The sequence below is a fragment of the Actinomyces radicidentis genome, assembly GCF_001553565.1.
GTDB lineage: Bacteria > Actinomycetota > Actinomycetes > Actinomycetales > Actinomycetaceae > Actinomyces > Actinomyces radicidentis.
Map to the genome: position 1 here is coordinate 2,378,750 of NZ_CP014228.1, position 23,345 is coordinate 2,402,094.

Sequence of the window (23,345 nt, forward strand, 5' to 3'; positions counted from 1 at the left end):
GGAGAGACGAGGCACCGCCGTGCGCTCCACCCAGGCCGTCGTCGCCCAGCAGCGCGTCCTCGGGATCGACCCCGGGCTCACCCGCTGCGGCTTCGGCTGCGTCGACATCGACCCGCGCCGCCGCGCGCGCCTCGTCGAGGTCGGCGTCGTGCGCACCCCGCCCTCCCAGAGCCCGGAGCTGCGCCTGCTGGCCATCGCCGAGGCCCTCGACGACTGGATCGCGCGCCTGGGCCCCACGAGCGTCTCGGTCGAGCGCGTCTTCGCCCAGGACAACCTCCGCTCCGTCATCGGCGTCGCCCAGGTCATGGGCGTCGTCATGGTCGCCGGCGCCCGCGCCGGCCTCGAGGTCGCCCAGCACACGCCGAGCGAGGCCAAGGCCGCCGTCACCGGCTCGGGCACGGCCGACAAGCCGCAGGTCCAGATGATGGTCCAGCGCATCCTCGGCCTCGACGCCCTGCCGAAGCCCGCCGACGCGGCCGACGCCCTCGCCCAGGCCATCTGCCACGGGTGGCGCGGCGGCGGCACCGGCGTCGACGGCGGCACCGAGATGGTCTCCGCCGGAGGCTCCGTGCGCGCCTCGGCCCGCACCCCCGCCCAGAAGCAGTGGGCGCAGGCCCAGGCGGCCGCCCGGCGCTACGGCGCGGTCGACCCGCGTCGTGCGCGGCGCTGAGCCCCGCTGCTGCTAGGGTCTGAACGTCTGTTCGAACGCGCTGCGGCGCGATGAGGCCGAGGCTCCCCGCCCGGCACGAGGAGGAGCCCACCCGTGATCGCGTCACTGCGCGGCACCGTCGCCTCCGTCTCCCTGACCGGTGCGGTCATCGAGGTCGGCGGCGTCGGCATGAGCGTCCTGGCCACGCCCACCACCCTGGCCGCCCTGCGGGTCGGGGAGGAGGCCGCCCTCGCCACCGAGCTCATCGTCCGCGAGGACTCGCTCACCCTGTACGGCTTCGCCGACGCCGACGAGCGCGACTGCTTCCGCGTCCTCCTCGGCGCGAAGGGCGTGGGCGCCAAGCTCGCCCTCGCCATGCTCGCCGTCCACACCCCCGACGCCCTGCGCCGCGCCGTCGCGAGCCAGGACGTCGCCGCCCTCAAGCGCGTGCCCGGTCTCGGCCCCAAGGGCGCCCAGCGCGTCATCATCGACGTCGGCGACAAGCTCGGCCCCGTCACCGGCGCCGACGCCCCGCTCGCACCCGGCGCCGCCGACGCCCCGGCGGCCGACGGCGCCGAGCCGAACCCCGACGTCGTCGCCGCCCTCGTCCAGCTCGGCTGGAACGAGGCCGCCGCCTCCCGGGCCGTCGCCACGGTCGAGGCCGACGGCGCCGAGTCCGGCGAGCCGGCTCTGAGCGTCCCCGAGCTGCTCCGCGCCTCGCTGCGCTGGCTGGGAGGCGGCCGCCGTGGCTGAGGAGAGCGGGTACGGCTCCTACGAAGCGGGGGACCGGCTCGTCGGCGGGGGAGCGGACGACTCCGAGCGCGCCGCCGAGGCCGCGCTGCGCCCCAAGCGCCTCGAGGACTTCGTCGGGCAGGAGGTCGTGCGCGGCCAGCTCTCCGTCGTCCTGCGCGCCGCCATCGCTCGCGGCGCCACCCCGGACCACGTGCTGCTCTCCGGCCCGCCCGGGCTCGGCAAGACGACCCTCGCCATGATCATCGCGAACGAGGTCGAGGGCTCCCTGCGCCTCACCTCGGGCCCGGCGATCCAGCACGCCGGGGACCTGGCGGCCATCCTGTCCTCCCTGGAGGAGGGCGACGTGCTCTTCATCGACGAGATCCACCGCCTCGCGCGCACCGCCGAGGAGATGCTCTACCTCGCGATGGAGGACTACCGGGTCGACGTCGTCGTCGGCAAGGGCCCGGGCGCCACCTCGATCCCGCTCACGCTGCCGCCCTTCACGGTCGTTGGCGCAACGACTCGTGCGGGTCTGCTGCCCGCACCGCTGCGCGACCGCTTCGGCTTCACCGGCCACCTCGAGTACTACGGTCCGCACGATCTCTCGCGCATCATCTCCCGCTCCGCGGGGCTGCTGGGCGTCGACCTCGACCCCGAGGCCGCCACCGAGCTCGCCCGGCGCTCGCGCGGGACGCCGCGCATCGCCAACCGCCTCCTGCGGCGCGTGCAGGACTGGGCCGAGGTCCACGGCACCCCCGGGCACCTCGACCTCGCCGCCGCCCGCGGCGCCCTCGAGGTCTTCGAGGTGGACGCCCTGGGCCTCGACCGTCTCGACCGCTCGGTCCTCGAGGCCCTGTGCACCCGCTTCCACGGCGTGCCGGTGGGCCTGACCACCCTCGCCGTCAGCGTCGGCGAGGAGCCGGAGACCATCGAGACCGTCGCCGAGCCCTACCTCTTCCGCGAGGGCCTCCTCGTGCGCACCCCGCGCGGGCGCGCCGCGACCCCGGCGGCCTACGCGCACCTCGGCCTCGAGCCCCCGGAGGGCGAGGCCTACCTCGGCTGAGGCGGGGCGCGGGTCACACCCCGCGACGTGACGCGCCTCCCGCGTTCGGTGCGGAGCCGTGGCCTAGACTCGCCACGGCCCCTCGTGCTCCACGGGGCGGTAGCCCCTCAACGATTCGGAGTCCGCACCATGCTCGTCGCCCTCGTCGTCATGCTCCTGGCGTTCTGGCTCATGTCCCACTTCGCGCGCAAGCAGCAGCAGAAGATGCAGGCCGAGCAGGAGCGGCGTACCGAGGAGGCCATGGTGCCCGGCACGTGGGTCCGCACCCGCGCCGGCTTCTACGGCACCGTCGTCGAGATCGACGGCGACGTCGTCACCCTCGCCACTCCCCTCGGCGACGAGTCCCTGTGGGCCAAGAGCGCCATCGTCGGCGCCGAGGAGCCCCCCTTCGCCTCCACCGCCGCCGCGGAGGACGGGGACGCCGTCGTCGTCGACGCCGCCGACGCGGAGGTCCTCCCCGCCGAGGAGCGCGTCGCCTCCGAGTACGAGGACGGGTCCGAGCCGCGCCCCTGAGCGCCGCACCCGGCGGGACCGCCGCCGCCCCGTCGCCGACGACCCTCCCCACGACATCCTGAGAAGAGACCGCGTGTCAACCAAGCAGATCAAGAAGCCGGGGCGACGACTCCTCGTGCTCCTCCTCGTCATCGCACTCGGCTACGGCGCCCTCGTCGCCGGCGTGGCGACGCACCGCACCTCCATGACGCCGGGCCTCGCGCTCGACCTCGAGGGCGGCACCCAGATCATCCTCACCCCGACGACCTCCGACGGCTCCAAGATCACCGACGAGGACGTCACCCAGGCCATCGAGATCATCCGGCAGCGCGTCGACGCCTCCGGCGTCGCCGAGGCCCAGATCTCCCGCCAGGGCGGTCAGAACATCGTCGTCTCCCTGCCGGGGCACCCGAGCGAGCAGACCCTCGAGCTCGTCCGCAACTCCGCGGTCCTCTACTTCCGCCCGGTCATCCGCATCATCCAGGGCTCCGCCCAGGCGATCGCCTCGTCCTACAACGCCCAGGTCGAGGCCGCCGCCACGGCGAGCGCCTCGGCGTCCGCCGCCCCGAGCCCGGAGGCGAGCGACGCAGCCCCGAGCGCCGCGGCCACCCAGCCCGCCACCGTCTCCCCGACCGAGGTCGCCACGTCCTACGCCGACGTCAACGGCGACGGCACGATCAGCGACGACCCGCTCGAGTCCACGAGCGACGACAACTCCTCGGACAAGTGGATCACCGAGAAGATGATCTACGACGCCTACATGACCGACTGCGCCGCCGAGAAGAACCTCACCGGCCAGTCCCAGGACCCGAAGAAGGCCGTCATCTCCTGCGCCAAGGACGGCTCAGGCGCCACCTACATCCTCGGCCCGGCCGACATCTCCGGCACCGACATCGCCAACGCCGCCTCCGGTCTCGAGACCACGAGCCAGGGCCAGACGACGAACAACTGGGTCGTCTCCATCGAGTTCGACTCCAAGGGCACCAAGGAGTTCGCCGCGGTCTCCAAGCGGCTCCTCGCCTACCGCGACGCCGCCTCCTCCTCGAGCTCCTCGACCACGAGCGCGACCACCTCGACCGACTCACAGAAGGCCGAGTTCGCCATCGTCCTGGACGGCCTGACCATCATGGCCTCCGGCTTCAACTCGGACGTCACCAGCCCGATCACCAACGGCAAGGTCCAGATCTCCGGCAACTTCAAGCAGGCCGAGGCCAACACGCTGGCCAACCAGCTCTCCTTCGGCTCCCTCCCGCTGACCTTCACGGTCCAGTCCGAGCAGCAGATCTCCGCGACCCTGGGCACCGAGCAGCTCCGCAACGGCCTCATCGCCGGCCTCGTCGGATTCATCCTCATCATCCTGTACCTGGCCTGGCAGTACCGCGGTCTGTCGGTCGTCGCCGTCGCCTCGCTGCTCGTCGCCGCCGGCATCACGTACCTGGCGATCGCGCTGCTGAGCTGGACGATGGGCTACCGCCTGTCGCTGGCCGGCGTCGCCGGACTCATCATCTCCATCGGAATCACGATGGACTCCTTCATCATCTACTTCGAGCGCATCCGCGACGAGGTCCGCCACGGGCGCACCCTCAACGCGGCCGTCGACGAGGGCTGGAAGCACGCCAGCCGCACGATCATCGTCTCCGACGCCGTCAACCTCGTCGCCGCCGTCGTGCTCTACTTCCTCGCCGTCGGCGGCGTCCAGGGCTTCGCCTTCACCCTCGGCGTCACGACCGTCGTCGACCTCATCGTCATCATGGCCTTCACCCACCCGATGATGGCCTGGATCCTGCGCTTCACGTTCTTCGGCCAGGGCCACCGCCTCTCCGGCCTCGACCCCGAGCACCTCGGCGCCCGCAACCGTTCCGCCTACGGCAAGGGTCGCGAGGCGGCCATCGCCGCCGCCGGCGAGTCCCTCGCCCGCCGCAAGGCCCGCGCCCGCCAGGGCGCCACCGCCGTCGAGGACGGTGCCGAGGCTCCGGAGGCCGCGACCGCGCAGGAGGGGGACGACGCCGTCGACCCGCAGGCCACGAGCCGAAAGGAGGGCCAGGAGTGAAGTCCCTCTCCCAGCTCGGCAACGAGCTCTACTCCGGACGCACCTCCGTCCCCTTCGTCCCGAAGCGGCGGATCTGGTACACCATCGCCGTTCTCGTCATCCTCGTCTCCGCCGTCCTCGTCTGGAAGCCCGGCCTCAACCCCGGCATCGACTTCAAGGGCGGCTCCGAGGTCACGATCACCGGCCTCGCCAACCCCTCCGAGTCCCCGGCGAACGACGTGCTCAATGACGAGGGCATCGACGGCGCCTCCGTCACCACCATGGGCTCCTCCGCCGTCCGCATCCAGACCACCACCCTGGAGAAGAAGGACCTCGACACCCTCACCGACGCCCTCACGAAGGCCTACGACGTCGACGCGGCGGACGTCTCCGCCACGACGATCGGCCCGACCTGGTCGAGCGACGTCACCGGCAAGGCCATCCGCGGCCTCGTCATCTTCTTCCTCCTCGTCGGAGCCCTCATCTGGGCCTACTTCCGGACCTGGAAGATGGCGGTCGCCGCCCTGCTGGCCCTCGTCCACGACATCGTCATCACCGTCGGCGTCTACGCCGCCTCCGGCTTCGAGGTCACGCCCGCGACGATCATCGGCGTGCTCACCATCCTCGGCTACTCGCTCTACGACACGGTCGTCGTCTTCGACAAGATCCGTGAGAACACCGACGGCTACGAGTCGCAGACCCGCTCGACCTACGCCGAGCTCGCCAACCTCGCCGTCAACCAGACCTTCATCCGCTCGATCAACACCTCGATCGTCGGCGTCCTGCCCGTCGCGTCGCTGCTCGTCGTCGGAGCCTTCATCCTGGGCGCAGGCACCCTGCGCGACATCGCCCTCACGCTCTTCATCGGCATGATCGCCGGCACCCTGTCCTCGATCTTCCTGGCTACGCCGCTCCTCGTCGACCTGCTCGGCCGCGAGAAGGGCGTGCGCGAGCAGGCCGAGCGCGTCGAGCGGGCCCGCGCCCAGCGCGCCGGCGCCGTCGAGGGCGACCCCGAGGCGGCCGCCGCCGTCGCCGCCGAGCCCGTCGCGTCCCCCCTCACCCCCGGGCACCACCTCGGTGCCGCCGCACAGCCCAAGAGAAGGAAGAAGCGGTCATGACCCAGTCCCACGAGCTCCCGGGCGCGCTGCCGGAGTCCCTGCAGCGCATCGTCCTGGAGAACCTGCGGGAGCAGCAGGACTTCCCGGAGCCGGGCATCCTGTTCCGCGACATCACCCCGCTGCTCGCCAACGGCCCCGCCTTCGCGACCTTCATCGACGAGCTCGCCGCCCACTACCGCGGCCACATCGACGCCGTCGCCGGCCTCGAGTCCCGCGGCTTCATCCTCGCGGCGCCGCTCGCCGTCCACCTCGGCATCGGCATGATCACCGTGCGCAAGGCCGGCAAGCTCCCGCCGCCGGTCATCGGCGTCGACTACGCCCTCGAGTACGGCACCGCCCGCATGGAGCTGCGCCCCGACGACGTGCACGAGGGCGACCGCGTCCTCGTCATCGACGACGTCCTCGCCACCGGCGGCACCGCCGCCGCGTCGATCGAGCTCATCGAGTCCGCGGGCGCCGAGGTCGTCGACACCTGCGTCCTCCTCGAGCTCGCCGCCCTCGGCGGGCGCGACAAGCTGCCCGGCCGCCAGCTCGACGCCGTCGTCACCTTCCAGTCCGCCTGAGGCCCAGCCCCGGCACCCCGCGAGCCCCGGCCCCACGGCCGGGGCTCGCGCGCGTCCGCGACGGCGACCGCCGCCCGTGCGGACCGGACCGCGGAAGCAACCGGAAGGTAACGCCCGTCACGGCTATGATCCCGGCATGACGGAGACGAAGAGCAGCACAGGCACCGGGGACGCCACCGTCGTCCCGGGCTCCCGCGTGAGGAGCAGGCTCGCGTGGTTCGGCTCCCGCGGCCACTCCACCCCGCCGGCCATCGAGCCCCTCCTGCGCGCCCTGCGCGCCAACCACCCCAAGGCGGACACGAGCCTCATCGTGCGCGCCTACGAGGTCGCCGAGAAGGCGCACGCCGGGCAGCGACGCAAGTCCGGCGAGCCCTACATCACCCACCCCGTCGCCGTCGCGACCATCCTCGCCGAGCTCGGCATGACGCCGCAGACGCTGGCTGCCGCGCTCCTCCACGACACCGTCGAGGACACCGACTACACGCTCGACAACCTGCGCGCCGACTTCGGCGACGAGATCGCCCTCCTCGTCGACGGCGTCACCAAGCTCGACAAGCTCCAGTACGGCGAGGCCGCCCAGGCCGAGACCGTCCGCAAGATGATCATCGCGATGTCCAAGGACATCCGCGTCCTCGTCATCAAGCTCGGAGACCGCCTCCACAACGCCCGCACCTGGAAGTACGTCTCCGCCGAGAACGCCGCCCGCAAGGCCAAGGAGACCCTCGAGATCTACGCGCCGCTGGCGCACCGCCTCGGGATGAACACGATCAAGTGGGAGCTCGAGGACCGCTCCTTCAAGGCGCTCTACCCGGGCGTCTACGAGGAGATCGAGCACATGGTCGCCGAGCGGGCCCCGGCCCGCGAGGAGTACCTGCGCCAGGTGCGCCTCCAGATCGAGGAGGACCTGCGGGTCAACCACATCAAGGGCGTCGTCACCGGCCGGCCGAAGCACTACTACTCGATCTACCAGAAGATGATCGTGCGGGGTAAGGACTTCGACGACATCTACGACCTCGTCGCCGTGCGCGTCATCGTCGACACGATCCAGGACTGCTACGCCGTCCTCGGCTCCCTGCACTCGCGCTGGACCCCGATGTCCGGGCGCTTCAAGGACTACATCGCCGTCCCCAAGTTCAACCTCTACCAGTCGCTGCACACGACCGTCGTCGGCCCGGGCGGCAAGCCCGTCGAGATCCAGATCCGCACCCACGAGATGCACCGGATGGCGGAGTACGGCGTCGCGGCCCACTGGAAGTACAAGGAGGACCCCAACGCCACCGGGCCGAGCCCCGCCGGCGGCAAGGCCGTCGAGCGCGACTCCGGGGAGATGGCCTGGCTGCGCCAGCTCGTCGACTGGCAGAAGGAGACGCAGGACCCCGCCGAGTTCCTCGACTCCCTGCGCTACGAGATGGCCGGCACGCAGGTCTACGTCTTCACCCCCAAGGGCGACGTCATGGCCCTGCCGGGCGGCTCGACGCCTGTCGACTTCGCCTACGCCGTCCACACCGAGGTCGGGCACCGCACCGTCGGCGCCCGCGTCAACGGCCGCCTCGTACCCCTGGACACCCGCCTGGAGAACGGCGACACCGTCGAGGTCTTTACCTCCAGGGCGCAGGGCGCCGGACCGAGCCGCGACTGGCTCGCCTTCGTCGGCTCGACGCGCGCCCGCAACAAGATCAAGAGCTGGTTCTCCCGCGAGCGCCGCGAGGAGGCCATCGAGGAGGGCAAGGGCGCGATCGCGCGGGCGATGCGCAAGAAGGACCTGCCGATCCAGCGCCTCATGAACCACGAGTCGCTCACCGACGTCGCCACGACGCTCGACAAGGGGGACATCGAGGGGCTCTACGCCGCCGTCGGCGAGGGGCACGTCTCCGCCGCCCACGTCGTCGACACGCTCGTCGCGGCGCTCGGCGGCGAGGCGGGCACCGAGGAGACCCTCGCCGAGGGGGTCCTGCCGACCAAGGCCGCCGCCAACCGGGCACGGGCCCGTCAGGGCGACGGGGGCGTCGTCGTCGACGGCATGGACGAGGGGGACGTGTACGTCAAGCTCGCCCGCTGCTGCACCCCGATGCCGGGCGACCCCATCGTCGGCTTCATCACCCGCGGCTCGGGGATCTCCGTGCACCGCGCCGACTGCCAGAACGTCGAGCAGCTCGAGGCCGAGCCCGAGCGGATCATCGGGGTGCGGTGGGCGGACCACGCGCAGAGCGCCTTCCTCGTCCAGCTCGAGGTCGAGGCCCTCGACCGCGGCGGGCTGCTCGCGGACATCACGCGCGCCTTCGCCGACAACCACGTCAACCTCATGAGCGCCAACACGGCGACGAGTCGGGATCGCGTCGCCACGATGCGCTTCGTCGTCGAGCTCGCCGAGGCGAGCCACCTCGACCACACCCTGGCGGCCCTGCGCCGCATCGACGGCGTCTTCGAGGCGCACCGCACCTCCTCGGGCGGCTCCAAGCGGGGCGGCACGCGGGGCTGAGGCCGAGCCTGGGGCCCCGCGTTGGCGCGTCCCAGCCGTCAGGCGAGGGCGGTGATGAGGCTCTGGGCGCGCGGGCGGCCCCGGGCGCTGCCGCCCCGGCAGCGGTCGAGCGCGCAGAGCAGCGAGGCGCGGGACTCTCCGAGCGCGAGCGCCCGCAGCACCGCCTCGACGGCGACCGCCGGAGGCGAGGTGCGAGCGGCATCGACGGCAGCCCGGGCCGGGGCGGCGCAGCGCAGACCGCCGACCAGCACGAGGTCCTCGGACGCGAGCGCGCCGCGTCGCAGCCGGACCCGCGGCGACCCGCCCGACCGCGAGGGCGTGCTCACCTCGAGCCCGCCCGCCGGGGACCGCCGACCGTCGTGCACCCACAGGGCCGTCAGGCCGACGAGGGCGCCGTCGGCGGGGACGTGATCGGCGACGCAGCGGGCCCGCGCCACCGGCGAGCGCAGGAGGTCGCGCGGCACGGGCAGGCCGGCGACGCGTTCGAGGAGGGCGGTGTCGAGGACCGGTACGCGCAGGAGCGCGAGCTCGTCGTCGGAGAGCGGCGACGTGGCGGACGGCGGCGCCGGACGCAGGAGGCGGTCCATGACGCGGGGCGCGGGGACGCGCGGTGCGGGGGCGCGCTGGGGCGGGGAAGTCACGCACGCCATGCTGCCGGGGCGTCGCGCCCGGGTGCGAGCCCTCGCGCGGAGCCTGTGGACAACCGGGGAGCCGGGCGCCGCGCACGCGACGGCGCCGGGCCCCGCGTGCTGCGGGACCCGGCGCCGGTGGCTCACCGCCGTGAGGGCGGGGCGATCGCGTCAGGCGCGCGCGGAGCGGCGCACCTGGTCGAGCCATGCACGACGGGCGGTCAGCGCGGCCTCGGCCTCGGCGATCCGCTTGTCGTCGCCGGCGGAGCGGGCGGCCTCCAGGTCCTTCTCGAGCTCCGCGATGGAGTCCTCGAGCTGACCGGCCAGGCCCTCGGCACGGGCCTTGGTCTCCGGGTCGGTGCGGCGCCACTCGGCGTTCTCGGCCTCGCGGATGGCGTCCTCGACGGCTCGCATGCGGCCCTCGATCCGGCGCACCGCGTTGCGCGGGACGCGGCCGGCCTCCTCCCAGGCGTCCTGGATGGGGCGGATGGCCTTCTTGGCGGCCTTGACGTCCTTGATCGGCAGGAGGGCCTCCGCCTTCTCGACGAGGGTCTCCTTGACCTTGAGGTTCTCGGCGAACTCGGCGTCGGTGGCCTCGTCCTTGGCGCGGCGGGCGTCGAAGAAGACCTGCTGGGCGGCGCGGAAGCGGGCCCACAGGGCGTCGTCCTCCTTGCGGGAGGTGCGACCGGCCTTCTTCCACTCGTCCATGAGACCGCGGTACTTGGCGGAGGTGCCGCCCCAGTCCGTGGAGTCCTGGAGCTCCTCGGCGCGCTTGATGAGCGCCTCCTTGGCGGCCTTGACCTGCGACTGCTTCGCGTCGAGCTCGCTGAAGAACTGGCGGCGATGGCGGTCGAAGGTGGTGCGGGCGTGGCTGAAGCGCTTCCACAGGCCGTCCTCGGTGGGACGGTCCAGGCGCGGGCCGCGGCGCTGGGCGCCCTTCCACTGCTCGAGCAGCTCGCGCAGCTCGGCGCCGGAGTTCTTCCACTGGGTGCGGGCAGGGTCCTGGGCCGCGATGGCCTCGGCGCGCTCGACGATGGCGGTGCGGTCCTTGAGGGCCTGCTCCTTGGCGGCGGCGCGCTCGGCGGTGACGGCCTCGCGGCGCTCCGCGGCGACGCCCTTGAGGGCGGTGAAGCGGGCGCGCAGGCCCTCGAGGTCGCCGACGGCGGCCGGCTCGACGAGGGACTCCTCGAGCGTCTTGATGGTCGAGTCGATCTCGCGGACGCTCAGCTGCGGCAGGCGCGTGGCGAAGAGGTCGACGGAGGACTTGAGGTCGAGGAAGCGGCGCACGTAGAAGGCCATGGCCTCGGCGATGGGGGCGTCGGGGAACTGGCCGACCTCGCGCTCGGCGCCGTCGTCCTGGACGAAGACGCGGCCCTCGCCGTCGACGCGACCCCACTTGGCGGCGTCGAGCGCCTCCTCGGGGTCGACCTCGGGCTCTGCCGGGGCGGCGGGGGCGGGGACGGCTGCGGGCGTCGGGACCGGGGCCCCGTCGGCGGGGGCCTCGGACGGGGCGTCCTCGGCGGGCGCGGCCGCGACGGGCTCGGACGGCGCGTCGGAGGCCTCGCCCTCGGTCGGGTCCTGGGTGCCCTCGCCGTGGGCGGCGGCGGCCTGCCCGGCGGCGGCGAGCGCCTCGGTGCTCGACTGCTCGGCGTGCGAGGCGGCGGCCTCCTGGGCGCTGTCCGCCTGGGCGGGAGCGGGCTCCTCGAGGGTGTCCGAGACGGCCGGCGCCGGGGCGTCCTCGCCGGCTGCGGCCGCCGCGTTCGCGGCGGCGGTCTCACGGCCCTCGGCCGCGAGGCGCTCCTCGACCTCGCCGCCGTTCTCGGGGGCGACGGGGGTCTCGTCGGTGGCGGGGACGGGGCTCTGCTCGGCCGCGTCCCCCTCAGCTTTTCCCGAGGGGTCGGCGGCCTCCGTGGCGGGGTTGGCCTGCTCGGTGCGCTCGTGCTCGGTCGCGGCGCGCTCGGCGGACGAGGGCGCGGGGTCAGAGCCGGAGTGGCCCTGCTGCCGGTCATCGGACGTGGAGGTGGGCGTCAGCTCGGCGTCGGGCTGGGTCTGCTCGGACACGATGTGCTCCTTCATGTGTTGACGGGGTGGGGCCGGGAAGGACCGGCCCGTTCCGTTCGCGCCCGGCCGGGGCCGGGTGGTGGTGGTCCGCCGCGGAGACGACGGTTCTCAGAGCCTACCCGTCGCGGACCGCCGCGGCGCGGGCTCGGTCCGCCCATCGGGCCCGTTGCGCGCCCGGCGTAGCGAGCGGGAGCGTCCGCGGCGCGCGGCGTCGCCGACCGCTGCGACGGGCAGCCGCGGGGCTCGCCGCTGCGCGGGTCCCTGGAGGAGTCAGCGCAGCCGGACCAGGCGGTCGAGGTCGTCGTCGGGCAGGGCCGGGTCGACGACGGCGGTGACCTCCGGCGCACCGAGGTCGACGGCGCCCGAGGAGACGGTGAGGAAGGCGGTGTCGGAGGCGTCGCGACCCGTGGCGATCCGCAGCAGCGTGCGGCGCGGTGCCAGGGCCGTCGCGTCGACGACGCACCAGTGGCCGTCGACGAGGGCCTCGGCGACCGCGTGGAAGTCCATGGGGTCCAGGCCCGGCGCGTAGACGCTCACGAGCCGCGCGGGCACCCCGACGGCCCGCAGGAGCGCCACGGTGAGGTGGGCGAAGTCGCGGCACACGCCCTGGAGGGCGAGGAGGGTGCGCACGGCGCCGTCGGTGGGGCGCGAGGTGCCGGGCACGTAGGCGAGCCGGCTGCCGACCCAGGAGGAGACGGCGTCGAGCAGCGCCTTGCCCGTCAGGCCCTCGAAGGCCGCGGCGGCGGTGGGCGCGAGGGTGTCCGACTCGCAGTACCGGCTGGGCAGGCGGTGGACGACGCGGTCGCGGGCGAGACCCGCGGCGTCCTCAGCCTCCTCGACGGCGGGGAGGGCCCCGTGGACCTGGGCCTCGTAGACGACCTCGAGCTCGCCGACCGGTGCCCCGCTCACGAGGTGCAGGCGCGTCCCGGCCTCGGTGCGGACCTCCGTCAGGGGCAGGGGGCGGCCGTCGACCGTGACGGTGAGGCTCTCGGCGACCGGGCAGCGGTCCTCACCGACGCCGGGGCCGGCGGCGGGTGCGGCGAGGGCCACGGACAGGACGAGCTCGGCGGGCGCCGTCACCGTTGCGGCGAGGCGCGCGCCGACCCGCCGGACGGTGGAGCCCTCCAGGGCGGGTGCGAGGAGCGGCCCGGTCGTCCCGGGCCCCTCGGTGCTGCTCGTCTGGGCGGTCATGGTGCGCTCCTTCAGACCAGGCGGATGACGTCGACGCCGACGCTCAGCTCCGACGTCGTCCCCTCGGTCTCGATGATGCCCTTGAGCGTGGCGACGTCGCGGTAGTCCCGGCCCCAGCCGGAGACGACGTAGCGGCCGTCGGCGAGGCAGTCGTTCGTCGGGCACGAGGAGCTCGGCGGACCACGAGCGGACGGCGCGCGTGGGCCGGGCGAGCCGCGAGGGCAGCGCCCAGGCGGCGACGAGGAGCGGGTCGTCCTCGCCCGGGGCACGGCCGGAGGCCGGTGCGTCCGGGACCGTCGGGCCGTCCGGGGGCAGCTCTCGGGCCGCGGGCACGGGCGCGCCGAGGTCGACGACGGGCGTCTTGGAGACCTCGAGGCGTCGGTGGGGCTCGCGGACCTCGATGTCGTGGGTGTGGTTGCCGAAGACGTCGAGCCCCTCGGTCATCACGGCGGGCACCGGGTCCACCGCGACCTCGTCGCCGAGGACCCGCTGGTGCGCCGTGGCCCGCGGGCGGCTGGCGACGCGGCCGTAGGAGGCCGTCACGTCCTGCGTGTAGGAGTAACGGGTGACGTGCCGGACCTGGTAGCGGCGGGGCGAGCTGTTCTCGGGCTTCTGGGGCCTCATCGGACCTCCTGCACGATGCGGTGGGAGCGCTGGGCGCGGAAGGCCGTCGCGTCGAGGACGGCGGACACGGCCCGCACGCCCTCCTCGAGCTCGGCCAGGACGGCCGTGAGGTGCGCCCGGTCCGACGCCGCCCGCGCCACGTCCAGGACGGTGAGCGCGTCCAGGGGCACCCCGATGGCGCCGTCGAGGGACAGCGAGGGCATGTGGGCGAGGTCCTCTCGCAGCCGCTCGAGCTGGAGGAGGACCGAGCGCGGGTTCGACGGGTCCGACAGGAGGAGGTCGAGACCCACGTCGAGGCCGGAGAGGCCGGCCGGGTCCTCGGCGAGGCGACGGCGCAGCGAGATGACGGAGTTCCTCGAGCGGGCGACGGCCTCGATGAGGGCGGAGGCGCCGTCGGCGCGCTGGTCGGCGGCCACCGCGCGCAGGATCCGCAGCGTCTCCTGCGCGCGCTCGACCCGGCGCCCGGCGTCCAGGTAGGCCCAGGAGGCGTCACGGACGAGCCCGTCAGCGGTGACGCCCGTGAGCGCGAGGCGCAGCTCGAGCACCTCGCCGAGCACCCGCGCCATCGACGGCGGCCCCGCCAGCGGCAAGCCCTCCGCCTCCGCGAGGAGCTCCTCCAGTCGGGCCAGGACGATCCACGTGTCCTCGCTCCGCAGGTCCCTCACCTGTCCGGCGGCCAGGACGGCGCGACGGGCCGAGTAGCGGACCGGGCCGCGCCGGCCGGCGTCCAGGACGAGGGCCCGCAGGTGCTCGCGGGGCGCGGTCGGTCCGGCGGCCTCACGGGTGGCCAGCGAGCGTCCCGCCTCCTCGCCGTGGACGGCGGTGACGGCGTCGATGGCGTCGAGCAGGACGCTCATCGCGACGAAGCCGTCGGTGCCGGGGTGCTCCGAGGAGTCCTCGACGAGGTCCTGGGCGACGAGCGCGAGGCGCGCCGTGGACTCGCCGCGCTCGGCGTAACGGCCGAACCAGTACAGGTCCTGGGCCGCCGAGCGCGACAGGGGCAGGGCGCCGGGGCGCCTCGCGGCGGCGGGGCCCTTCCGCCCGGGGCCGGTGGCGGCTGTGGCCTCGGCCGGACGGGGCGGGCGGTAGCGGACGGGGCGGTCGAGGGCCGGGGCCGTCGGGCGGTCGGCGGCGTCCATGACCCACACGTCGCGCACACGGGTCGGCTCCGTGGCCGAGGAGCCCGCGGCAGGGTCGAGGACGACGACGCCGCCCGGCATGACGAGCCGCTCGCCCGGCCCGCCCAGCGTGAGGGTCCGCAGCACGCCGGTCGGCGCCGGGCCGCTCGCGGCGGCGGGGGCCTCCGTACCGCCGGGGTGGAGGGAGTCGGGCACGGCCCAGGGCGCGACGCGCTCGCGGGCGCACCAGGCCCACGGCCGGGCGGCGAGGTCCTCGGTGAGCTCGGCGCGGCCCTCGGCGTCGAGCAGCGCCGGCACGACGACGCGGTGCGAGGGGCCGCCGGGGCCCAGCGGTGCGGGGGCCTCGGCCAGCGGCGAGAGCTCGAGCTCGTCGACGGACCCGGCGGCAAGGGCATCGTCATCGGCCCGGCCGCCACCCGCGCCGAGCTCGAAGCCCTGCAGGCCAAGATTCTCGAGGACCCGCGCAGCTGGATCGCCCAGCCCGTCGTCCAGCTCTCCACCGTCCCCACCATCCGAGACGGGCGCCCCGCGCCCCGCCACGCGGACCTGCGCCCCTTCGCCGTCAACGACGGCTCGGACGTCTGGGTCCTGCCCGGCGGCCTCACCCGCGTGGCTCTGCCCGAGGGGCGCCTCATCGTCAACTCCTCCCAGGGCGGCGTCTCCAAGGACACCTGGGTCCTCGCCGACGAGCACGCCGAGCACGCCGGGCCGGCCGGCCGGGCTGATGATGAGGCCGCGCCCCGCACCCGCGCCGCCGTCGTCGACGTGCGCCCCCAGGCCCACTACTCCGAGCACGCGCACCGGCCGCCCCAGGAGCAGCAGCAACAACAGCAGCAGCAGTGCCGGGTCGGCCACCCCGCCGCGGAGACCCGCGCACCGAGCGGCCCGACCGCCTGCGTCGCCGGGGCCGAGCCCGCCGCCGTCCACCCCAGCGAGCAGGAGGTCGTCCCGTGCTGAGCCGCATCGCCGAGTCCCTCTACTGGATCGGGCGCTACGTCCAGCGCGCCGAGGACACCTGCCGCCTCCTGGACGTCCACCTCCAGCTCATGGTCGAGGACCCGACGGCGGACCTCGAGGTCTCCGCCGCCTCGATCCTCGCCGTCCTCGGCCTGCCCGCCGAGGAGGAGTGCCTCACCACGCCCGGCCTCCTCGCCCGGCTCAAGGACGACCCCGACTGCCCGGGATCGGTCTCCGCCTCCCTGCGCAACGCCCGCGAGGCCGCCCGCCGCGTCCGCGAGACCGTCCCGCCCGAGGTCTGGGAGCCCCTTAACACGACCTGGAACGAGGTCCGCACCGGCTGCGTCGCACGCATGCGGCCCACGGCCTCCCTGACCCACCTGCGCCAGTCCTGCGCCGTCATCGCCTGCGTCGCCGACGACACGATGCGCCACGACGAGGGCTGGCAGCTCATGCTCCTGGGACGCAGCCTCGAGCAGGTCGACATGTCCGTCCGCCTGCTCATGTGGACCCTGCGCACGCAGGACGCCGCCAACGTCTGGTCCAACGCCCTGCGCGCCGCCGGCGCCATGCACGCCTTCCGCTGGGCCCGCGGCGCCACCACGGAGCCCGCCGAGGCCGCCCAGTTCCTCCTCATGGACCCGCTCCTCCCGCGCTCCGTCGTCCACTCCCTCGCCCAGGCGGAGGACGCCCTCGCGGCCCTCGACCCCGGCGGCTGGCCCGACGGCCCGCGCACCGCGGCCCAGCGCGCGCTCGGCCGCGCCCGCTCCGAGCTCGAGTTCCTCGCCCCCGACGAGGTGCTCACGGACCTGGCGGGCCGGCTCGAGGAGCTCCAGCTCGTGTGCGAGCGCGTGAGCGAGGCCGTCGCCGAGCGCTACTTCTCCGGCGCCGCCGCCCCGCGTGGAGCGAGGGCGCGGCGGAGGAGCCCGTCACGACCGCCCAGACGAAGGGAGCGCTCGCATGACCACCACGCTGCGCGTCGTCCACACGACCGGCTACCGCTACGAGGGCCGTGCCACGGGCTCCATCAACGAGGCCCGGATGATCCCGCGCTCCGACGCCGAGCAGACGGTCCTGTCCTCGCGCATCGAGATCGCCCCGACGGCGTGGACCCACCGCTGGACCGACTACTTCGGCACCGGGGTCGTCGCCTTCGAGATCCACGAGCCGCACGAGGAGATGCGCCTCGTCGCCACCTCCACCGTCGACGTGACCCGGCCGCCCGCCCAGGGCCCGGCCGCCGGCGAGGGGATCCACTGGGAGGAGCTCGGCACCGACGAGCTGCGCAGCCGGCTGGCCGAGTACCTCACCATGAGCCCGCTCGTCGAGCCGGCGGAGGGCCTGCGCGCCCTCGTCGCCTCCCACCGCGAGGGGGCCGCTGAGCCCCGCGAGCTCGTCGACGCCCTCGTCGCCGCCGTCACCGGGCACGTCGCCTACGTCCCGGGCTCCACCGACGTCACCACCCGCGCCGCCCAGGCCTGGGAGGTCGGCTCCGGCGTGTGCCAGGACCTCTCCCACGTCCTCATCGGCGCCCTGCGCGCCGCCGGTGTCCCGGCCCGCTACGTCTCCGGCTACCTCGGTCCGGGCCTCGCGAGCGCGCCGGTGGTCACGGTCGCGACGGGCCAGTCCCACGCCTGGGTCGAGGCCTGGCTGGGCCGCTGGGTGCCGCTGGACCCGACCAACCGGGCGCCCGTCCTCGAGGAGCACGTCGCCGTGGGCCACGGCCGCGACTACGCCGACGTGGCCCCGCTGCGCGGGGTCTTCACGGGGGCGCCGGCGGAGTCGATGTTCGTCGACGTCGTCGTCACCCGGATGCGCTGAGCAGGCACGACGCGCCTAAACGTGCACGCGGCGTCACGTAATCACGAACGTGCGTGCACGACCGCAGTGCGGGCGGACCCGGGGTTTCCCGCGGAACGGCGGGGAGTGGCGCGCCGTCGGTCCCGTACCGGCCCGCCGGGGGAGGGACGTCCTACCTTCGGCGTACCCGGGCCCTCCCGCCCGGGCCACCCCCAGCGCACCCGGAGGCACCCATGGCGAAGCTGCCGACCCTGCTCGACTGGCCCGTCGTCCGACAGGTCACGAGCGGAGACTTCCTCGGACGCGGCAAGGCGGTCACCTCGCCCACCACCCGCGGCATCGAGGCGCGCACGGTCACCGCCGACCGCGTCGTGCGCTCCGTGTGCCCGTACTGCGCCGTCGGCTGCGGCCAGCTCATCTACGTCAAGGACGAGAGGATCATCCAGATCGAGGGCGACCCCGAGTCCCCGATCAGCCGCGGACGCCTGTGCCCCAAGGGCTCCGCCTCCGAGCAGCTCGTCAACTCGCCCACCCGCATCTCCACGGTCAGGTACCGCCGCCCCTACGCCACCGAGTGGGAGGACCTCGACCAGGACACCGCGATCGACATGATCGCGGACCGCTACATCGACACCCGCCGCCGCACCTGGGAGGAGTCCGACGGCGAGCACGAGGACCTCCACCGCACCCTGGGCATCGCCCACCTGGGCGGAGCAGCTCTCGACAATGAGGAGAACTACCTCATGAAGAAGCTGTACACCGCCTCCGGCGTCATCCAGGTGGAGAACCAGGCCCGCATCTGCCACTCAGCCACCGTCCCCGGCCTCACCGGCTCCTTCGGCCGCGGCGGCTCGACCCTGTCCCTCCAGGACATCGCCAACGCCGACCTCATCATCGTCGAGGGCTCCAACTTCGCCGAGGCCCACCCCGTCGGCTTCCAGTGGGTCACCGAGGCCAAGCTGCGCGGCGCCAAGCTCATCCACATCGACCCCCGCTTCTCCCGCACGAGCGCTCAGGCCGACAAGCACATCCCGATCCGCACCGGCTCCGACATCGCCCTCCTCGGCGCCGTCATCAACAAGATCCTCACCGACGACCTCTGGTTCAAGGACTACGTCCTCACCTTCACCAACGCGACCAGCGTCGTCTCCGAGCGCTTCGCCGACGCCGAGGACCTCGACGGCCTCTTCTCCGGCTACGAGGAGGACACCGGCACCTACGACCTGTCCACGTGGGAGTACGAGGAGGCCGACGACGCCCCCGCCTCCGACGGCGACGGCGTCGGCGCGCCCGACCCCGGCAACGACCCGGGCGACGTCCCCGGCGCCAGCCACCACGAGTCCTTCGGCGCCGGCGGTCCCGCCCTCGCCCACTCGCGCATCAAGACCGACCCGACGCTGCAGAACCCGCGCTGCGTCCTCAACCTCCTCAAGCGGCACTTCGCGCGCTACACGCCCGAGCTCGCCTCGGAGGTCTGCGGCATCACCCGCGAGGACTTCGACTACCTCGTCGACGCCATCGTCGAGAACTCCGGCCGCGAGCGCACGACCACCTTCTGCTACGCGCTCGGCTGGACCCAGCACACCGGCGGCGCCCAGATGATCCGCGCCGCCGGCATCCTCCAGCTCCTCATGGGCAACATGGGCCGCCCCGGCGGCGGCATCATGGGCCTGCGCGGCCACACCTCCATCCAGGGCTCCACCGACATCCCGACCCTCTTCCACATCCTGCCCGGCTACCTGCCGATGCCGGTCGCCGGGAAGTCCGACGACCTCGAGCACTACCTCGCCGGGATCTCCTCGCGCGAGCAGAAGGGCAACTGGGCCGGCGCCGACGCCTACGTCGTCAGCCTCCTCAAGGCCTGGTGGGGCGAGACCGCCCAGCCCGACAACGAGTTCCACTTCGGGGACCTGCCCCGCCTCACCGGCGCCCACGGCACCTACCAGACCGTCCTGCGCATGATGGACGGCGGCGTCGAGGGCTACTTCGTCCTCGGCCAGAACCCCGCCGTCGCCCAGGCCCACGCCCGCATCCAGCGCAAGGCCCTGGCCGAGCTCAAGTGGCTCGTCGTGCGCGACCTGCGTGAGACCGAGACCTCGAACTTCTGGAAGGACGCCCCCGAGATCGAGACCGGCGAGCTCGTCACCGAGGAGATCGGCACCGAGGTCTTCCTCATGCCGGCCGCCTCCCACGCCGAGAAGTCCGGCACCTTCACCAACACCCACCGCCTGGTCCAGTGGCGCCACAAGGCCGCCCAGGCCCCCGGCGTCGGCATGAGCGACCTGCAGTTCTACTACCTGCTCGGCAAGCGCATCCAGGAGAAGCTCGCCGGCTCGACCGACCCGCGCGACCGCCTCCTGCTCGACATGACCTGGGACTACCCGACCGACGACGAGGGCGAGATCGTCCCCGAGTCCGTCCTCGCGGAGATCAACGGCTACTTCCTCGAGGGGGACGACAAGGGCCACACCCTGGGCGGCTACGCCGACCTCAAGGCCGACGGCTCGACGTCGTCGGGCTGCTGGCTCTACACGGGCGTCTACGCCGGCGACCACAACCGTGCCGCCGACCGCCCCGACCGCAAGGACCAGGACGGGCCGCTCGCCCACAACTGGGCCTGGGCGTGGCCGGCCAACAACCGCATCATGTACAACCGAGCCTCCGCCGACGCCGAGGGCCGCCCCTGGTCCGAGCGCAAGAAGCTCGTGTGGTGGGACGAGGAGGCCGGCCGCTGGACCGGCGACGACGTCCCCGACTTCCCGGCCACGAAGGCCCCCGGCTACGTCGCCCCCGAGGGCGTCCACGGCACCGCCGGCCTGTCCGGAACGGACGCCTTCACCGCCCAGGCGGACGGCAAGGCGTGGCTCTTCAGCCCCCGCGGGCTCGTCGACGGCCCCTTCCCGACGCACTACGAGCCGCAGGAGTCGCCGCTGGCGAACCCCCTGTACGACCTCCAGGCCAACCCGACCCGTGAGACCTTCACCCGCGAGGACAACCTCTTCGCCCCGTCGGCGGGCCAGCCGGGCGCCGAGGTCTACCCCTACGTGCTCACCACGTACCGCCTCACCGAGCACTACACGGCCGGCGGCATGACCCGCACGCTGCCCTACCTCGCCGAGCTCCAGCCCTCCATGTTCTGCGAGCTCGACAAGGAGCTCGCCGCGGCCAAGGGCCTCGAGAACGGCGGCTGGGCGACGATCGTCTCGCCGCGCGGCGTCATCGAGGCGCGCGTCCTGGTCACCGACCGCTTCACGCCGCTCACGGTCGGCGGGCGCACCATCCACCAGATCGGCATGCCCTTCCACTGGGGCAACGGGCGCACCTCCATCACGAAGGGCGACTCCGCCAACGACCTGCTCGGCATCGTCCTCGACGCCAACACGCACATCCAGGACTCCAAGTCCCTCACCGTGGACGTCAGGCCGGGCCGCCGCCCCACCGGCGCGGCCCGCCTCGACCTCGTCCGCGAGTACCAGCAGCGCGCCGGCCTCGTCCCCGACACCGGGCAGGACGGGCTGAACAGCCTCACCACCGGTGGCGCCGAGCGCCTCGCCACCGCCGCCACCGAGTCCGGGAGCAGGGCATGAGCATCTTCAAGAACCAGCTGAGCGGCCCCACCGACCCGCTCCACGACGCGAACTACGGCGTCGAGACCAAGCGCAAGGGCTTCTTCACCGACACCTCCGTCTGCATCGGCTGCAAGGCCTGCGAGGTGGCCTGCAAGGAGTGGAACCGCGTCCCGGCCCGGCAGGAGCACGAGCACGGCAACACCTTCTCCGGCAACTCCTTCGACAACAGCTACCACCTGGGCGCCAACCAGTGGCGCCACGTCGCCTTCGTCGAGCAGACCGGCGAGCAGATCGCCGCGGCCCGCCGCTCCGGCGTCGTCGCCCTCGGCATGCCGAGCGTCCGCAAGCCCGGCGAGGGCCTCGCCGGCGGCACCGACGGCGCCGCTGCCCCGACCAGGACGGCGCTCGCCGACCCGGCCGACCCCACGGCCCCGGGCTCCGGGCTCGCCGAGGGCGACCCGCAGGGCCTGCCCGCCGTGCGCTGGCTCATGAGCTCGGACGTGTGCAAGCACTGCACCCACGCCGCCTGCCTCGACGTGTGCCCCACCGGCGCGCTCTTCCGCTCCGAGTTCGGCTCCGTCGTCGTCCAGCCCGACGTCTGCAACGGCTGCGGCTACTGCGTCGCCGCCTGCCCGTTCGGCGTCATCGACCGCCGCGAGAAGGGCACCATCACCATCGGCGACGTCTCCACCCCGATCCCCAACGGGGGCGTCGCCCAGAAGTGCACCCTGTGCTACGACCGCCTCAAGGACGGACAGAAGCCCGCCTGCGCCAAGAACTGCCCGACCGAGTCCATCCACTTCGGTGACCACGACGAGATGGTCCGCATGGCCCGCGAGCGCCTCGCCGAGCTCCACGCCCAGGGGCACACCGAGGCCCGCCTCTACGGCGCCAACCCCGACGACGGCGTCGGCGGCACCGGCAGCGTCTTCCTCCTCATGGACGAGCCGGAGGCCTACGGCCTCCCGCCGGACCCCGAGGTCACCACTGCCGACATCGCCTCGATGTTCACCCACGCGGGCGTCGCCGGCACCGCCATGATCGCCACCGCCCTCGGCATGTTCGTCCTCAACGGGAGGCAGAAGTGACCGTCACCGCCTTCGACTCCGTCCGCCCGCCCGAGCCGCCCCGCGACGGGCGGCGCCGTCGCCGTCGTCGTGACGGTGCGCCCCGCACCGGTCCGGACTGGATGGTCCCCGCCGCCGAGTTCACCTCCTACTACGGGCAGAACATCGTCAAGCCGGCCCCGTGGGAGGAGGCCATCGCCATCTACCTGTGGGCCGGCGGCATGGCCGCGGGCTCCGGGCTCGTTGGCGCCGGCGCGGACATCACGCACCGCCACGTCCTGCGCCGCAACGCGCGCATCGCCGGACTCATCAGCCTCGGCGTGGGCGGCACCGCCCTCGTCGTCGACCTGGGCCGCCCCGAGCGCTTCCTCAACATGATGCGCACCGCCAAGCTCACCAGCCCCATGAGCGTCGGCTCCTGGATCCTCGTCGGCTTCTCCGGCTTCACCGGGGGCGCGGCCGCCCTCGAGATCGTCCAGCCCTTCCTGCCGCGCGAGTCCTGGTGGCGCGAGCTCGTCGACGTCGCCAGCATCTTCGCCTCCGCCGGCGCCGCCTTCTTCGCCCCGCCGCTGGCCGCCTACACGGCCGTCCTCTTCTCCGACACGGCGACGCCCCTGTGGCACCAGGCCTACCGCGAGATGCCCTTCCTCTTCGTCTCGTCCGGGCAGGGGGCCGGCTGCGGCCTCAACATGATCCTCGGCTCCTCCGACGAGATGCGGCCCGTCCACCAGCTCGCCTCCGTCGCCGCCGCCTGCGACCTCGCCGCCGACGCCGCCATGGAACGCCGCCTCGGCGAGGAGGGCCAGCCCCTCCACGAGGGTCGCGCCGGTCGCCTCCACAAGGCCGCCAAGGTCCTCACCGCCGTCGGCGGCGTCACCGCCGCCCTCGCCGGACGCAACCGGGCCCTCAACGTCCTGGCCGGAGCGTCCCTCGTGGCCGGCTCCGCCTGCACCCGCTTCTCGATCTACTACGCCGGCCTGGAGAGCGCGAAGGACCCGGTCTACACGGTCCGCCCGCAGCGCCGCCGCTTCGCCGAGAAGCTCGCCCAGGGCCGCTCCGTCACCGAGCCCGGCGGCGAGTGGCCCGAGTACTCCATCCGCTGACCCGTCCGGCGGCCGGGTCCGGACGGTCCGGTCGTCGGCGGGAGCGGCCGACCTGCTGAGGGCTGCTGACCTACCGC

Annotated in this window: 17 protein-coding genes and 2 pseudogenes; 15 read left to right on the forward strand and 4 right to left on the reverse strand. The window is 73.8% G+C overall.

All coding sequences use genetic code 11. From position 1 onward, the window contains the following. Nucleotides 1-64 precede the first annotated feature (64 nt). The 8 genes from AXF14_RS10165 to AXF14_RS10200 all read left to right on the forward strand — a co-directional run bounded on the left by AXF14_RS10165 (nt 65) and on the right by AXF14_RS10200 (nt 9,128). Nucleotides 65-670, forward strand: a complete 606-nt coding sequence (locus AXF14_RS10165; protein ID WP_067944325.1) for a crossover junction endodeoxyribonuclease RuvC — start codon at nt 65-67, stop codon at nt 668-670. 93 nt (nt 671-763) lie between these two features. Continuing rightward, complete coding sequence (gene ruvA, locus AXF14_RS10170) at nt 764-1,402, forward strand: Holliday junction branch migration protein RuvA (protein ID WP_067942974.1); 639 nt, start codon at nt 764-766, stop codon at nt 1,400-1,402. Next, complete coding sequence (gene ruvB / locus AXF14_RS10175; protein WP_067942976.1) at nt 1,395-2,447, forward strand: Holliday junction branch migration DNA helicase RuvB; 1,053 nt, start codon at nt 1,395-1,397, stop codon at nt 2,445-2,447. Before ruvA ends, ruvB begins: the two co-directional genes overlap by 8 nt. Before the next feature lie 129 nt (nt 2,448-2,576). Next, the gene (locus AXF14_RS10180; protein WP_067942978.1) at nt 2,577-2,960 is read left to right on the forward strand and encodes a preprotein translocase subunit YajC; all 384 of its coding nucleotides are present in this window, start codon (nt 2,577-2,579) and stop codon (nt 2,958-2,960) included. 73 nt (nt 2,961-3,033) lie between these two features. Beyond that, nucleotides 3,034-4,989: a protein translocase subunit SecD gene (gene secD / locus AXF14_RS10185; RefSeq protein WP_067942980.1), complete on the forward strand. Its 1,956-nt coding sequence runs from the start codon at nt 3,034-3,036 to the stop codon at nt 4,987-4,989. Beyond that, on the forward strand, nt 4,986-6,086 hold the full coding sequence (gene secF / locus AXF14_RS10190) for a protein translocase subunit SecF (RefSeq protein ID WP_067942982.1): 1,101 nt from the start codon (nt 4,986-4,988) through the stop codon (nt 6,084-6,086). The genes secD and secF overlap by 4 nt, the downstream gene beginning before the upstream one ends. Next, nucleotides 6,083-6,649, forward strand: coding sequence for an adenine phosphoribosyltransferase (locus AXF14_RS10195; protein WP_067942984.1), 567 nt, complete (start codon nt 6,083-6,085; stop codon nt 6,647-6,649). Before secF ends, AXF14_RS10195 begins: the two co-directional genes overlap by 4 nt. 136 nt (nt 6,650-6,785) lie before the next feature. Then, a complete protein-coding gene (locus AXF14_RS10200; RefSeq protein WP_067942987.1) occupies nt 6,786-9,128 on the forward strand; it encodes a RelA/SpoT family protein in 2,343 nt (780 codons plus the stop codon). Nucleotides 9,129-9,166: 38 nt separating this feature from the next. On the opposite strand, the gene AXF14_RS10205 is transcribed toward AXF14_RS10200, so the two are convergent. From AXF14_RS10205 to AXF14_RS10220, 4 genes are all read right to left on the reverse strand, one after another. Further along, nucleotides 9,167-9,769 (reverse strand): hypothetical protein, encoded by a 603-nt coding sequence (locus AXF14_RS10205; RefSeq protein ID WP_067942989.1) that lies wholly within the window; start codon nt 9,767-9,769, stop codon nt 9,167-9,169. A gap of 159 nt (nt 9,770-9,928) precedes the next feature. After that, a complete protein-coding gene (locus AXF14_RS10210) occupies nt 9,929-11,818 on the reverse strand; it encodes a DUF349 domain-containing protein (RefSeq protein WP_236755540.1) in 1,890 nt (629 codons plus the stop codon). Nucleotides 11,819-12,088: 270 nt separating this feature from the next. Then, nucleotides 12,089-13,633 (reverse strand): transglutaminase family protein, encoded by a 1,545-nt coding sequence (locus AXF14_RS13320; RefSeq protein WP_084355510.1) that lies wholly within the window; start codon nt 13,631-13,633, stop codon nt 12,089-12,091. Next, a complete protein-coding gene (locus tag AXF14_RS10220; protein ID WP_067942991.1) occupies nt 13,630-15,069 on the reverse strand; it encodes an alpha-E domain-containing protein in 1,440 nt (479 codons plus the stop codon). Before AXF14_RS10220 ends, AXF14_RS13320 begins: the two co-directional genes overlap by 4 nt. A 9-nt stretch (nt 15,070-15,078) precedes the next feature. Here AXF14_RS10220 and AXF14_RS13745 point away from each other — a divergent pair, with 9 nt between their 5' ends. The 7 genes and pseudogenes from AXF14_RS13745 to nrfD all read left to right on the forward strand — a co-directional run bounded on the left by AXF14_RS13745 (nt 15,079) and on the right by nrfD (nt 23,268). Then, nucleotides 15,079-15,729, forward strand: a complete 651-nt coding sequence (locus tag AXF14_RS13745; protein ID WP_067942993.1) for a circularly permuted type 2 ATP-grasp protein — start codon at nt 15,079-15,081, stop codon at nt 15,727-15,729. Next, nucleotides 15,723-16,550, forward strand: a pseudogene (locus tag AXF14_RS14910) (alpha-E domain-containing protein); the annotation flags it as partial. The gene AXF14_RS13745 and the pseudogene AXF14_RS14910, both read left to right, overlap by 7 nt. Nucleotides 16,551-16,689: 139 nt before the next feature. After that, nucleotides 16,690-16,878: pseudogene (locus AXF14_RS14915) on the forward strand (transglutaminase N-terminal domain-containing protein); the annotation flags it as partial. A gap of 162 nt (nt 16,879-17,040) precedes the next feature. Further along, nucleotides 17,041-17,550 (forward strand): transglutaminase-like domain-containing protein, encoded by a 510-nt coding sequence (locus AXF14_RS14530; protein WP_236755550.1) that lies wholly within the window; start codon nt 17,041-17,043, stop codon nt 17,548-17,550. Between the two features lie 212 nt (nt 17,551-17,762). Next, nucleotides 17,763-21,116 (forward strand): formate dehydrogenase, encoded by a 3,354-nt coding sequence (gene fdh / locus AXF14_RS10240; RefSeq protein WP_067942998.1) that lies wholly within the window; start codon nt 17,763-17,765, stop codon nt 21,114-21,116. Beyond that, a complete protein-coding gene (locus tag AXF14_RS10245; RefSeq protein WP_067942999.1) occupies nt 21,113-22,186 on the forward strand; it encodes a 4Fe-4S dicluster domain-containing protein in 1,074 nt (357 codons plus the stop codon). The genes fdh and AXF14_RS10245 overlap by 4 nt, the downstream gene beginning before the upstream one ends. Continuing rightward, the gene (nrfD, locus tag AXF14_RS10250; protein ID WP_067943001.1) at nt 22,183-23,268 is read left to right on the forward strand and encodes an NrfD/PsrC family molybdoenzyme membrane anchor subunit; all 1,086 of its coding nucleotides are present in this window, start codon (nt 22,183-22,185) and stop codon (nt 23,266-23,268) included. The genes AXF14_RS10245 and nrfD overlap by 4 nt, the downstream gene beginning before the upstream one ends. Nucleotides 23,269-23,345: the final 77 nt, after the last annotated feature.